Origin of the sequence: Leptotrichia sp. oral taxon 879 str. F0557, assembly GCF_000469385.1 — a bacterium.
Classification (GTDB): domain Bacteria; phylum Fusobacteriota; class Fusobacteriia; order Fusobacteriales; family Leptotrichiaceae; genus Leptotrichia; species Leptotrichia mesophila.
On the sequence record NZ_KI271351.1, the window covers coordinates 54837 to 69858 of the forward strand.

General features: G+C 29.3%; 10 protein-coding genes and 1 other RNA gene. All 11 read right to left on the reverse strand.

All coding sequences use genetic code 11. The features are described from left to right. Positions 1-50: 50 nt before the first annotated feature. Positions 51-962 (reverse strand): ACP S-malonyltransferase, encoded by a 912-nt coding sequence (gene fabD / locus HMPREF1552_RS10255; RefSeq protein ID WP_021745122.1) that lies wholly within the window; start codon positions 960-962, stop codon positions 51-53. A gap of 134 nt (positions 963-1096) precedes the next feature. Next, entirely contained in the window at positions 1097-1462 is a 366-nt protein-coding gene (locus HMPREF1552_RS10260) for a hypothetical protein (RefSeq protein ID WP_021745123.1), read from the reverse strand. A 121-nt stretch (positions 1463-1583) separates the two neighbouring features. Next, on the reverse strand, positions 1584-2561 hold the full coding sequence (locus HMPREF1552_RS10265; protein WP_021745124.1) for a beta-ketoacyl-ACP synthase III: 978 nt from the start codon (positions 2559-2561) through the stop codon (positions 1584-1586). Between the two features lie 184 nt (positions 2562-2745). Then, positions 2746-2937, reverse strand: coding sequence for a 50S ribosomal protein L32 (gene rpmF / locus HMPREF1552_RS10270; RefSeq protein WP_021745125.1), 192 nt, complete (start codon positions 2935-2937; stop codon positions 2746-2748). 220 nt (positions 2938-3157) lie between these two features. Further along, the gene (locus tag HMPREF1552_RS10275; RefSeq protein ID WP_039901611.1) at positions 3158-4456 is read right to left on the reverse strand and encodes a TIGR00341 family protein; all 1299 of its coding nucleotides are present in this window, start codon (positions 4454-4456) and stop codon (positions 3158-3160) included. A 60-nt stretch (positions 4457-4516) separates the two neighbouring features. Next, a complete protein-coding gene (locus HMPREF1552_RS10280) occupies positions 4517-5713 on the reverse strand; it encodes a ferric reductase-like transmembrane domain-containing protein (protein WP_021745127.1) in 1197 nt (398 codons plus the stop codon). Between the two features lie 228 nt (positions 5714-5941). Then, positions 5942-7186 (reverse strand): GNAT family N-acetyltransferase, encoded by a 1245-nt coding sequence (locus HMPREF1552_RS10285; protein WP_021745128.1) that lies wholly within the window; start codon positions 7184-7186, stop codon positions 5942-5944. A gap of 153 nt (positions 7187-7339) precedes the next feature. Then, positions 7340-7604: signal recognition particle sRNA large type (ffs, locus tag HMPREF1552_RS11915), an RNA gene on the reverse strand. 102 nt (positions 7605-7706) lie between these two features. Then, complete coding sequence (locus HMPREF1552_RS10290; RefSeq protein WP_039901615.1) at positions 7707-11075, reverse strand: DEAD/DEAH box helicase; 3369 nt, start codon at positions 11073-11075, stop codon at positions 7707-7709. A 125-nt stretch (positions 11076-11200) separates the two neighbouring features. After that, complete coding sequence (locus HMPREF1552_RS10295; RefSeq protein ID WP_021745130.1) at positions 11201-11722, reverse strand: DUF1439 domain-containing protein; 522 nt, start codon at positions 11720-11722, stop codon at positions 11201-11203. 247 nt (positions 11723-11969) lie between these two features. Next, positions 11970-14798 carry an excinuclease ABC subunit UvrA gene (gene uvrA / locus HMPREF1552_RS10300; RefSeq protein WP_021745131.1) on the reverse strand — a complete coding sequence of 943 codons (2829 nt, stop codon included), beginning with the start codon at positions 14796-14798 and terminating at the stop codon, positions 11970-11972. Positions 14799-15022: the final 224 nt, after the last annotated feature.

Below are 15022 nucleotides of genomic sequence, written 5' to 3' on the forward strand. Positions count from 1 at the left end.
AATTTTTTTATATTTTCAAAACAAAATTTTTCTAAAAGAAAAAATGTTTATTAATCTATTAAATCTGATAAATTTTCAACATTTTCAATATTAATAACTTCAATTTCTTTATTAATTTTCTTAATTAGTCCTGCCAATACCTTTCCAGGTCCGATTTCATAGATTTTTGTAACTCCATTTTCAGCTAGTTTATTTATTGTGTCTACCCATTTTACTGGTCCAAATGTTTGGCTGTATAATTCATTTTGGATTTCATCAGCAGAATTTAAAACATTTGCTGTGGTATTTGCAATAATCGGAGTTGCTGGATTATTCCAAGTGTAGTTTTCAAATTCTTTTTTCAAAATTTCTGCAACAGGTTTCATTAATGATGAATGGAAAGGTCCTGAAACTGCTAAAGGCAATGCTCTTCTTGCTCCTTTTTCCTTAAACAGTTCAAGATTTTTTTCAATTACTTCTTTCTCTCCAGCAATAACTGTCTGTTTTGGCTCATTATAGTTTACTGCCTCCACAATTCCATCAATTTCACCACATATCTTTTCCACATCTTCTGCACTAAGCCCCAATATTGCAGCCATTCCACCGTCAATATTGGCACTGCTCATTATTTCCCCTCTTTTTGAAATCAATTTTAATGTATCAATTTCATTTAAAACTCCAGCCGCATATAAGGAACTGTACTCTCCCAAACTATGTCCAGCCACAAAATCAGCGTTTATACCTTTTTCTTTCAATAATTTTGTTAAAACAACCGAAAATAGTGCGATTGCAGGCTGTGCATATTTTGTATTTTTTAGCTCCTCATCTGTTCCCTCAAAAATAACTCTTTTTATATCTTCATTATTTTTAAAAATCTCATCAATTAATTTTTTATTATCATCATTCACTTCATCATACAACTTTTTTCCCATCCCAGCATACTGAGTCCCTTGTCCTGGGAATACAAAAGCAATTTTTGACATAAAGTTCTCCTCTTATTTTCATATTTTTTATAATAAAATTATTCATTTTAATTTTACTTAAATCTTAAAATTCACTAATTTATTATTTTAATTTTGAAAAAATTCAAGTGATTTTAAATAAATATTCATTGTATTTATTTTTTTACTTCTTCTGCATCTACTATTTCTTCATTTTTTGATTCTTTAATGTCTTTGCTGCTAAATTTAGTTAGTTTATTTTTATCAGTAATTTCCTTTACACCAAGTCCAAAGACAAGTAGCCCTAAAATTAATGGAACTATAAATAATGGCAAGTCTTCCCATACATATTGAGTAACATATAAATATATTCCTACAATCAAGAAAATCCAACCATGTTTTTTCTTCTTAATAAGAAAATAACCTCCCACAAGAATCATTACAACCTGATAGTTTACAATATATTTCATAATATCCTCAGGTATAAATTTAAACAAACTTAAAACAATTATTACCAATCCCCAAAATATTTTTGAATTCATAATTTTCCTCCTATAATTTTTTATTTTTATTCATAAAATCACATCAATCTATTTTTCAAATTTATCTTTTTGTATTATTCTAGCTTTTCTACAAAAAACTCAATTTCTAATTATTTTACAACTATTTTGAAATTTCTACCAAAATCGAACCATAAGTCAGTCCACCACCAAATCCAGTAGCAACAAACTTATCACCCTTCTTAAGTTTTCCTTCCTTTATTGCCTCATCAAGTGCTATCGGAATTGATCCAGCCGAAGTATTTCCATATTTGTCCAAATTTACAAAAAATTTATCAAGTGGCTGATTAAATCTTTTTGCAATTGACTCAATAATTCTGATATTTGCCTGATGTGGAATAAATAAATCAACATCATCAGCAGTTATTCCAACCTGAGCCAATACATCTTCTACAGTTTCTGGGAAAACCCTTACTGCAAATTTAAATATTTCTCTTCCATTCATTTTCAGATAAATATCTTTATTATCAATTTTTTCTTTAGATACAGGCTCTTTAGTACCTCCTGCAGGCACTAATAATTCACATGCTCCAGAACCATCAGCTACAAGATGGCTCGCTAAATATCCTCCATTTTCCACTTCTCCAAGTACAACAGCTCCTGCACCATCTCCAAATAAAATACAAGTTCCCCTGTCAGTCCAGTCAATTACTCTTGACATTGCTTCTGCACCGATAACTAACACTTTCTTATAAATCCCAGCTTTAACAAAACTATGTCCAGCAGAGTAAGCGTAAACAAACCCAGTACAAGCTGCACTCAAGTCAAATGCTGCTGCATTTATTCCCAATTTATCCTGAACAAGTGCGGCAGTTGATGGAGTTCCATAATCAGATGTCATAGTTGCAACAATAATTAAGTCAATTTCATTTTTATCAATTCCTGCATCCTCAATTGCTTTTTGTGCAGCCCTAAACGCCAAATCTGATGTTCCTTCATTCTCATCTATAATTCTTCTTTCTTTGATACCAGTTCTAACTGTTATCCACTCATCATTTGTATCCACAATTTTTGCCAAATCATCATTTGTCATTATCTTTTCAGGCACATAAGATCCTGTTCCTAAAATTCCAACTTTCATATCTCACCTCAGATTTTATTTTTTCTCTATCTTTTTTATTTCTTTATAATTTTATACCAATTCTCAGTTTAAAAATTATCTACTAAAGTCTATCATAATTCTATTAAAAATACAACTAAAAACATTCAAATTGAAAAATAATAAAATCAAAAAAAAAGCAAGACATAAATCCTGCTTCAACAAACTATTCAGCATCAGCTGCTTCGTTACCTGCTAACACTTGTCTACCTCTGTAGACTCCTGTTTCTAAGTTTAATCTGTGTGGTCTTCTTATTGATCCATCAGCTTCTACAACAATGTTTGGAGCTTTGATAGAATCATGTGATCTTCTCATATTTCTTTTTGCTTTAGAAGTTCTTTTCTTAGGTACTGCCATTATTTATCGACTCCTTTCTAATTTTTATATTATTAATTTCTTTATTCAATATTGTAAAAATAATTATAAAAAATCATAATTTTTTCACATTTATACAAACTATTATAATAAATATAAAGCCATTTGTCAAGGCTTTAATATGTTTTTTCCATTTATTCACAAGATTTTTTATTTTTTTCTAACTTTTATTGAATTTCTGTTACTTTAATTTTTCAAAAATTTATTTTTGATTCTCTTCAGATAATGTATTAACTTTTTCTTGCTTATTTTTTTCAATAATAATTTGATATTTTTTCTCAGTATCAAATTCAAGATTTTTTATTTTTTCAGAAATTTCATCTGTCATTGTTTCATTCCCAACAACTAAAACAACAAAGTTCTCATTATTATTTGCATCTATCAATTTTCCAATTTTAACTTCGCTAATATTATTTGAAAAATTTTTATATAAAATATTTTCAACAGTTTTTAAATCATTCTCCAAAATTTCTTGATTTTTATTTTCAATCGGTAATGAAACATCTTCAGCATTTTCTTTTATTTTTTCTTCGTTCAGATATTTTGATAAGTCCTGTGCTGTTAAATACTTTTCATTGGATAACTGCTGTATTTTTAATTTATAGTTTTTCAATTTATATTTTTCCAGTTTTTTTTCTAATTTCTCAATATCCTGTTTTTTAAAGGCATCTCCTACAATTTTTAAAGTAACAGTTTTATCTTTTTTATTAATAGAATTATCAAAAACATAATGAGTTTTTAATTCCTTTGAAATAAATTTTTTTAATGAATTTTCTCTCGCTGTATCTTGAACTAAAGTTGTTGCTGTATATATACTTGGAATAATTATGATTAAACTTACTATATAAAATATTATTTGTTTTTTTATTGAAATTTTATTTCTTGCTTCAAAAATATTTCCAGAATAAACTATCAAACCAACTAATGTTGCTATCATTATAAAAAATACATTTATTATAAACAAATATCCTGCTCCAAGAAAAATTTTCGGATTCCCATGAGCAATCCCAAATCCTACTACACACAAAGGAGGCATTAATGCTGTTGCAATAGCTACTCCAGGAACTACATTTCCACCATCTTCTTCAGTTTTTCCAATTACTCCTGCAATTCCACCAAAAATTGCGATTAAAACGTCCCATAAAGTAGGATAAGTTCTTGCTAGTATCTGTGGTGTTGCATCATTTATAGGGCTTACTAAAAAATAAAAAGTGGAACTTACTACACTTATTAATATAAAAATTCCCAATCTAAAAAGTGATACATAAACTCTTTTTAAATTTCCATTTGATAATCCCAATCCTAGCGACTGAATTGGTGACATTAGTGGAGAAATCAACATTGCTCCAATAATTACTGCAACAGAATTTGTATTTAATCCTATTGAAGCTATAATCATTGCACAAATCAGAATAAACATTGTTTCCTTTGTAAAATCAGAATCTTCAATAATATTTCTTTTTAAAATCTTGTATTTCTCATGTTTTATTTTTTCTATCATTTTACCTCCATACATATTATAAATCTTAAATTTATTAAATTAATACTTTTCAAATTATATTTATTTAAATTTAAATCCTTCATAAACTAACTCAACATTAGAGTTTAATTTTTTAAATACAGTCGCAAAATTATCCATCATTTTTACTGAGCCACACATAAAGACAGTTGTACCATTTTCTAATTTATAATTATCAAAATTTAAATATCCAGAAACCTTACTGTCTACGAGATTTAATTTAAAATTAGGATTTTTCTGTGCGAATTGCTTCATCATATCTATATGAACTGCGTTTTCTTCTCCTGTATAAGCATAATAAAAATCAATATTTCCATCTATTTTTTCGTTCTCTCTGATGTATGAAATAAACGGAGTAACCCCAATTCCACCAGCTATCCATATTTGTTTTTCTTTTCCTTTTTCTAACAACATATGACCATATGCCCTGTCAATTTTTACTTTTGTTCCTTCTTTAAGATTTTGGTAAATATCAGAAGTATAATCTCCTGAATTTTTTATTGTAAAAAATATTTTATTTCCTTTCCCACCAGAAATTGAAAACGGATGAGGCGCTTTCTCAAATCCTTCCTGAAAAATTTTAATAAAAGCAAATTGACCATATTTATAATCAAAATTTTTATCTAATTCTATTTCTAATTCTGTCGTATCATGATTTAATCTCTTAACTGATACTATTTTTCCATTATTTTTAAATCCAATTTTTTGATATAAAAATATTATATAAATTCCTGAAACAAGCCCTAAAACAGCATATACCTCTATTACTAAGCTCAATAAATTAACTGATGTAAAAGCTTTCCTTGAATACGTAAATCCATGCCAAAGACCAATTATATATGCTATAAATACTATTCTATGTATCCATCTCCATGTTTCATATTTTAATTTTTTTGAAATATATGCAACTATAACCACACTTATAAATAAATAGATTGCTATATTCCCCAATCTTGCTGGAATTCTCTCGCTCCAAAGTCCAAATCCCTTACTCTTATGGTGCATTACTAATAAAATTACCGAAAATACTGCCATTAATTTATGATAAAAATACATTTTTTCTATCCCATTAAACCATTTTTCTAATAATTTTACTCTTGTTGCCAACATAAATGTTAGTGATAACGTAGTCAAAGCTAACCCTGCTGTAATATTTCTTATAGCACCTGCACTAATCCAAGCATATAATGTTATAGCTATGCTAGCAAAAATAAAAGTTATTCCTTTAATTGATTTCATAATTTTTCTTCCTACATAAAATATATTTTATTATATTATTATGTTATCCTTTCTCTGATTTATATTTTATAAAAAATTAGTATACAATATTTTACTTATAAAAAAATTTGAATTTATATTAAATTTTATTATACAAACTAAAAAAGATGATATTTTTTTATATTTTATTAATTTTACTAGTATTTCACTTTTAATAAAAAAATATTTCTTTAATAAAATAAACTTTAATCACTCTGAATAAACAGGCTCAATATGAATCAAAAGTCTTTTTATATTTTTATATTTGTGTTTAATTTTTTTTGAAATTTTATTTGTAATATCGTGTGCTTCTTCAATTGTCTTATTTTTATCCATTCGTACATCTACAAACATATAAATGTCTTTTCCAGAAGTAGTCATGCGAAAATCGTGCGCATTTTCAATTTCTTCAAATTGTAATATTTCTGAACGAATTTTTTCAATCAGAGCATCATCTTGTGAATCCAGCAATATCAAAGAATTTTCCTTTATCAGTTCATAACCGCTCTTTATAATATACATCGACACAATAAATCCTACAATTGTATCAAATGCAGGATGAATCTTTGATAGAGTAAGCCCAATCAAAACAGAAGTTGATATTACAATATCTGTCTTATAATCAGCAAGAAGTGAATTTATCAAAGTATTATTATATTTTTTTGCTTTTTTTTGCATAAAAACCAATTGAAAAATTTTTATCAGTATTGCTAGAACGGTTATAATTATTGGAATAAATGTGGTATTTACATTATTTTCGCTGTTAAAGGAAATTAATTTTGAAAAATTATCTTTTATAAGCTCAAAAGCTGTTATCATTATAAATGTACCAATTATTACACTAAAAACAGACTCTATCTTTCCATGCCCAAATGGATGCTCCTTATCTTCAGGATTGCTCCCAACCTTTAATCCCACTATAACCAATACATTGGTAATCAAGTCAGAAAGTGAATTTAATCCATCAGAAAGCAACGACATACTGTAAAAAATTTTTCCAGCTATAATTTTTAATAAAGCCAAAACAATATTTATACAAATAGCAAACTTGGAAATAGATAACATATTTTTTTTCTGTCTTTTAGTTTCTGCCAGATTATTCAATATATATCCATCTTCTGTTTTTATAAATCGCTGTTTTTCAAGAAAATTATTCATTTTTTTATGATTAGTTATGATTAGTGAGTCAAAATTTTTATTTGTAATCCAATTAATTATATATTTTAAAAAAAAGGTTCCATATCCATTATTTCTCAATTTTGGTAAAATAAATATTTTTTTTAGTTCTGCAATATCATTAAAATCTAAGATTGCATACCCGTATAATTCTTCATCATTATATAAAATATATATATCCTCCTTTTCTTTGTCAAAAGAAAATTTTGGATCTATCTGCAGTAAATCTATTAAAATTTTACTTATATTCTCCTTTTTATCCCATTCAACTACTTTCATCGTGAAACCTCCATTCGTAGCAAAAGAAACTAAACTAAAAAAAATAATTATTAAACCACACTTAGCTTTTTAAAACAAAACTAAATAAATTTAATTTTGAAAAAAATTTAGTTTTAAGATAATAATTTTAGTTACTTAAATAAAAACAAAAAGTCATACATCAAATTCTCGAAAACATTCTACCATCCGTTTCTTAATCCAAAAGCTCAAAAACAGCTACCCTGTAAACCTAGAGAAACTAACTTAGTGCTGCTTCGTTCCCGACCTGACACATTTCGCTAACTCTCTACAATACAGGACTATTTTATCAACACTTTTGAAATAAGGCATTGACACTAAAACTTTCCTCAAATTTGACATCACCTCTACTAAAGCGGGTTGTAGATACAGGGCACCGCTAACTCCCCGGCTAGTATGACTAAATCAGTATATCATTTTTCTTAAATATTGTCAATGTTATAAAATTTCTTTTTCATAAGCACTGCAATCTAAAATTTTTGAAATTTTTCAAACCAATATGTTATTTTTCAAAACTCAAAAGTTCCATCAATTCTTTCTCATTCATCTCAAAAATGTCTTTTGATTTCTGATTATCACTTTTATTGTTTTTTTCCAAAATATTTTCACTCAAGGTTCGTTTCTTTTCCTGAAGTTTTATTATTTTTTCCTCAATTGTACCTTCTGTTATCAGTTTTATAACTTGAACACTTTTTTTCTGTCCGATTCTGTGAGCCCTGTCACTTGCCTGATTTTCCACAGCAAAATTCCACCACGGATCATAATGAATTACAACATCTGCTCCAACCAGATTTAATCCTGTTCCTCCAGCCTTTAACGAAATTAAAACAACCTGTCCTTCACCTGAATTGAATTTTTTGGAAATTTCCATACGTTCTTTTGATTTCACGCTTCCGTCTATGAAAAAATATTTAACTTTTTCTTTTTCCAGTTCTGCCTTTATTTCTTCCAGCGTTCCTAAAAATTGTGAAAATATGAGCATTCTGTGGTTATTTCCCAAAATATCTGGCATTAGTTCCTTTAAAAGTTCAATTTTAGCAACTTCACCTTTATAATTTTCATCAAACAGCTGCGGAGAATTACAAATTTGGCGTAATTTTGTTAAAATTGCCAGTACTTTCAGATTATTGTTTTCTTCCTTATCAAATTCTCTAAGCTCTTTTTTTGCCTGTTTTACGTATGCCATATATAATTTTTTTTGTTCACTGCTTAATTCTACTATCATATTGTTTTCTACTTTTTCAGGCAATTCTGTTAATACTTCCTTTTTTGTTCTTCGCAAAATAAATGGAGAAACTATTTTTTTCAAATTAAATATTTTTTTAGAATCTGGCTTATCTAATGAATTTTTATATTTTTTTCTGAATTTTGTTAAGTTGTCTAAATAATTAGGCAAGATAAAATCAAAAATTGACCAGAGTTCCATAATGCTGTTTTCAATTGGAGTCCCTGTAAGTGCAAAATTTACAGAGCTGTTTAGCTTATCCGTTGCTTTTTTTACAAGTGAAGATACATTTTTTATATTTTGTGCCTCATCCAGTATTGCCACATCGAATTTTTTATTTTTATAATTTTTTACATCATTTCTAAAAGTCTGATAAGTTGTTATCAAAATTCCTTTTTCAGCTTTTTCAATTAGCTCTTTTCTTGTATTGGCAGCTCCTTCTACAAGAATTGGCTTTATATCCGAAAATTTATAAAATTCCTCCTTCCAATTATGCAAAAGTGAAGTCGGAACAATAATTATCCCGAATAAATCCTTATTTTCCAGCTGAATTTCCGAAATGAGCGAAATCGCCTGCAAAGTTTTCCCAAGTCCCATATCATCTGCCAAAATCCCGCCAAAGCCAATATCATACATATTTTTTAGCCAATTAAAGCCGATTTTCTGATAAGGAAATAGTTTTACCTTTATATTTGACGGCTCTTTAATTTCACGATTTTTTATTTTTTGGAAAAGATGCTTAAATTCCTCCATTTCATTTAATTCCTCGTTAATACTTCCAGAAATTTGTGCCAGCTGCAGGGCTTTTATCTTGGAAATTCTATTTTCTCCAATTTTCAAATCTGAAATCGCATCAGCAATCCCAATCATCTCTTCAGCGCTCCTGTTGGCAATTTTCACAAGTTCCCCGCTTGACAGCGTAATGAATTTTTCTTCATTCCTTACTGCGTCCAAAACTGTTTCCACATCTTTTTCATCAATTCCCTCAATATTGAAATTTACACTAAAAAGTTCATTTTCAGCAGATTTTATATTGATTTCCACGCCAATTCTACGGATTTTCCTTATCTTGTCACTCACATTAATATTCACATTTTCAGCATATTTTTCGTCAATAATATCCGCTATCGCAAGAAATTCATTTTTATCAATTTCCAGTACAATGTCAGCTGATTTAAGCTGTTTTGGCATATTATGAAATCCATTTTCCCAATACCAGTGATTCTCAACAAGCTTTGCATCTGCATATTTTTGAAAATTTTCAGAAATTTCTTTTTGCAACTTTTCATTTTTTTTCGGAATAAAATAGCCATCATCGGTCTTAATGCTTTTCTCAAGGCAGGAAATCGTTACTTGAAGTTTATTTTTACTATGCCCTTCTTCTACGAAAATATTTACTTTTCCATATTCTTCTGTAATTTGGGCAACTGGAATTTCATATTTTGAAAGCACTTCCTTTATTTCGTTGACTAATTTTCCTGATATTTCATTTAGATATTCTGTTCCGCTCCTAGTTCCATCTGTAAGAGTATTCATTATCTCCCATTCCACATCACTCATTTTATGAAATTTCTCAATGTTTGATATGCCGTTTCTCAAGCTAAAATAACGGCTTGTAGATGATAAGACTATAAAATCCCTTAGAATTATTTTTTCTCTTCCACGTTTATCCTTCTGAAATGCAAATATCGGCTCATATTCTCCTGTAACATAAAGTGTCTTGCCTTCAGATCTTATTGTTTTTCTATTTTCTACAGCTGAAAATACCTGTTCTGCCAGCAACGGATTCATCGGCTCACCCTGCATTTTTCCATAATAACTGTTAAAATGCATTCCAAATCCCTGCTTATTCTTAAAATAGTCATCCAGATTCTTTATTATTTTTTTATCTGTTTCATTAAAATAATGCAAATCTGGATTGTAAATATTTTTTGGTGTAACTTCATAAGATTCTTTTTTTCCTATTGAACTGATAAAAGATTCCAAATCCTTTACATAATGCAAGCTTTTTTCTCCTGCCTTTACCCTCAAGGATGATAATGTCGGTACTATTTGGCTTATTTCCAGTTCCAGCCTGTATTCATTTTTTTCTGAATCTGGAATTTCATTCTTATCAAGCCTATCCTTTAATTCCATCAGCTTTTCCCTGAACTCGTTAATTTCTTCTTTTTCAATTTGCTTGTAGATATTTTTTTCTTTTTTCCAAAAAGATTTTTTATCCTTTTTAAAAATTTCATCATACTCTTCATCTTCTGAAATTGCTATATAGCTATCAATATTTTCTTCCTCTTCTTCCCTTTTAAATTCCCTATTTTCCTTAAAATAAATATTTCCAGCCTCAATTTCCTTGTCAGCCGCTATTCCACTCGCAATAATATGTTTACACGGTTTTCCAGTATCAGAAAAATTTGGACAGTCACATTCATACACTATGCTTTCATCCTGTTTTCTATTACTTGCAAAATAAATTATATCCACATAATAACTGTTCCTATAACTTCCTGCAACTCTTGATTCAACAGTTATCTTATCTCCTGTTTTTATAAGTGTAGTCAACTCTACTTTTTTCTTATTAAAATATCTAATTCCTCTATCCACGATAGATGAACTTGTGAATTTACTTAATTTCTTAAATAATTTTTCCAATTTTGTATTTTCCTTCCTAATAAGTATCCTCATTTAATCTTACCAAAGAAATTTTAAAATTACAACTTTATTTCAAAAAAAATACAGCGAAATCTAAATTCCACTGTAATTTTAACTTATTTTTATTAAGTTTGTACAAACAATTTTCCATTTTTTATAAACATATTTTTTACTTTAACTTTTTTCTTGCCATCTGGCTCATATTTATAAACTGGATTTGTTTCCAAGTAATTTGCTATTAATGCCTTCATTGATCTTGCAACAGGTGTTGAGACCATATCTTTACCATTTTTATCCAGAATTTTTTCGACTTGCATGTCTACCAGATAAAGCTGATTAGTATTTTCGTCAAACTTAATTTCACTATTTACTTCAATGACTCCTTCTGACCTGTCCGCCAAAAGTGAAGCATCATAATCTGTCACAACATACACTCTATTATCCTTAAACGAAATCTTAGGATTTTTTACAGTAATTTTCCCTACCAGAAAATTTTTTGTAATTGGAAATTTTTCCTTAGCCTTTGACTCAATTACAGAATTTGGCACGCGAATGGTTTTATTTGCCAAAAAATCGCAGGAAATTACTCCAAACATCATTATTAGCATTAATAACGCCGTTTTTAAAAATGAATTTTTACTTTTCATAACCAATATTTTTCTCCTTTTCTTTGTTACAATTTACTTGAACTTATAGTAAAACTAGTTTAAAACAGAACTCAAAAGTTACAACTATTTTATTCAAACCTTAAATTATATAATTTCCAGCAGTTCAATTTTAAATGGTTCGAGTATATTTTAAAATAATTTTCAAGTATTTGCTTGACCTAATAATACAAAATATTATTTATTATTTCATATTTTTAAAATTAGTTTTATCTTTTATTACAAAATTTTACTTCAAATATTTTTTCAAAAATTTTGCTGTATGTGATTTTCGAGATTTTATTATTTCCTCTGGAGTCCCTTGTGCAATAATTTGTCCGCCTTTATGCCCTCCTTCAGGACCTATATCTATTATATAGTCAGCATATTTTATAACATCAAGGTTATGCTCTATTACAAGTACTGTATTCCCCTTTTCTACAAGTCGATTTAATACTTCCAGCAATTTTCTGATATCTTCAAAATGAAGTCCTGTTGTAGGCTCATCAAGTACATAAATTGTGTTACCACGTGAAATTTTAGAAAGTTCTGTGGCAAGTTTTATTCTTTGAGCTTCTCCTCCAGAAAGGGTAGTTGCAGGCTGTCCAAGTTGAATATAATTCATTCCTACATCAATTAATGTCTGCAATTTTCTCTCAAGAGTTGGAATATTCTTAAAAAATTCGTATGCTTCCTCAACCGTCATATCTAAAACATCCGAAATACTTTTTCCTTTATAATGTACTTCCAATGTTTCTCTATTATAACGTTTTCCTTTGCAAACTTCGCATTCCACATAAACATCAGGCAAGAAATTCATCTCGATTTTATTAATTCCAGCACCACCACAGGCTTCACATCGTCCACCTTTTACATTGAATGAAAATCTTCCTTTACTGTATCCTCTTACTTTCGCATCATTTGTCTGAGCGAATAAATCTCTTATATCATCGAATATTTTCGTATAAGTTGCAGTATTTGAACGAGGAGTTCTTCCAATCGGCGATTGATTTATATCAATTACCTTTTCTAAATGCTCAAGTCCTTCTATTCCACCATTTTCCAGCGGGTATAATTTTCCTTTATTAAGTCTATTGTGAAGTTCTGGATAAAGTGTCTGATTTATCAATGTAGATTTTCCACTTCCAGAAACTCCTGTAACTACTGTAAATACTTCTAGTGGAATGTGTACTGTAACATTTTTCAGATTATTTCCCTTCGCATTTTTCAAAACAATTTCTTTAGTGGCTTTTCTTCTATTTTCAGGTACTTCTATTTTTATTTTTCCATTCAAATATTGTGCAGTCAATGATTTTTTATTTTTCATAACTTGCTTCGGAGTCCCTTCTGCAACGACTTCTCCACCATTAATTCCAGCTCCTGGTCCTATATCAATCAGATAATCAGCTTCTCTCATTGTATCCTCATCATGCTCAACGACAATCAGGCTATTTCCAATATCACGTAAATCCTTCAAAGTTGCAAGCAATTTGTCGTTATCTCTCTGGTGAAGTCCAATGCTTGGCTCATCCAGTACATAAATTACGCCTGTAAGCCTACTTCCAATCTGAGTTGCCAGCCTTATTCTCTGTGATTCCCCACCAGATAGAGTTTTTGTCATTCTGGAAAGACTCAAATAGTCAAGTCCTACATTTATCATAAATTTTAGCCGCTCTTTTATTTCTTTCAATATTTCAGCTGCAATTTGCATCTGCTTTTCAGTAAGTGTAATATTTTCATAAAATTTCAGTGCATCAACAACACTTACTTCTGTCAGATCAATAATGCTCTTATCATTTATAGTTATCGCTAGAACAACATCTTTCAATCTTTTCCCTTTACAAGTTTTACAAGTTTTCTCCGTCATATATTTTGCTTCCATTTCTTCCTTTGCCGATTCCGAAGCAGTTTCTCTATATCGACGTTCAATACTATTCACAATTCCTTCAAATTCTCTATTTCCATTATAACTAAAACTATCCCCGCTCCAAGAAAACTTAAACTTCTTATTACTTCCATAAAAAATTATATCTTTCTCTTTCCGAGTCAATTCAGACACCTTTTTATCCAAGTCGATTTTATGAGCTTTTGCCATTGCCGTGAATAAATCCCAGTTCCAACCCTTTTTCGTAGTTGCTCCTGGAAAAACAATTCCACCTTCATTAATTGATAAATTTTCATCTACAATTAATTTATTTTCATCCACTTCCAATCTTGAACCAAGCCCATTACAAACTTCACAAGCCCCATAAGGTGCATTAAACGAAAACAGTCTTGGCACAACATCTGGAAAAATCACATCAGGATGATTTGGACAAGAAAAATTTTCACTATATTTATTATCTTCTCCATTCACATTTGCAATAATTTTTCCATTAGAAAGCTCACTCGCTGTTTCAATGGCTTCTGTAATTCTACTTAAAAATTCCTTGTCATCTTTTTTTACAACAAGTCTATCTACAACAACTTCAATATTATGTCTTTTATTCTTATCTAAGTCAATTGTGTCATTTAAATCCAAAATATCTCCATTTACCCGAACTCTCTGAAATCCTTTTTTCTGCAAATTTAAAAATAAATTTTTATGAGTCCCTTTTTTATCAATAACAACAGGCGATAACACTATCAATTTGTCCTTTTCATTTCGACCATTCACAAGATTATCCACAATTTCCTGAATCGACTGTTTTTCCACCTTCTGATGACAAATTGGACAATGTGCCTCTCCAATATGTGCCCATAAAAGCCTCATATAATCATAAATTTCCGTAGTTGTCCCAACAGTCGAACGTGGATTCTTAGAAACACTTTTCTGCTCAATCGAAATCGCAGGCGAAAGCCCCTCAATACTATCCAATTCAGGCTTCTGCATTTGCCCAATAAACATTCTCGCATAAGCCGACAAACTCTCCACATACCTTCTTTGCCCTTCTGAATAAATCGTATCAAATGCAAGCGAAGATTTCCCACTCCCTGAAACTCCTGTAATTACCACAAGTTCATTCTTAGGAATCTCAATATCAATATTCTTCAAATTATGTTCCCTTGCTCCAATAATTTTTATCTTGTTGTCTTTCATTCTTTTCAATGTTCCTCTCTCCTAAAATTCCCCTCAATAAACCAATCCTTTTTTTATTTTTTTACTTTAGATTATTTTTATTAATAATAGTTTTTTATTTTATATTCTTAATCTTTTTTAACGTAAGGGCATCAAACGCCATGCCCTCTTTCGCAATAACAGTTATTTCAATATATTTAACTGACATCACTTAGAGATAATGGCGAAATGTTCTACGAACTACC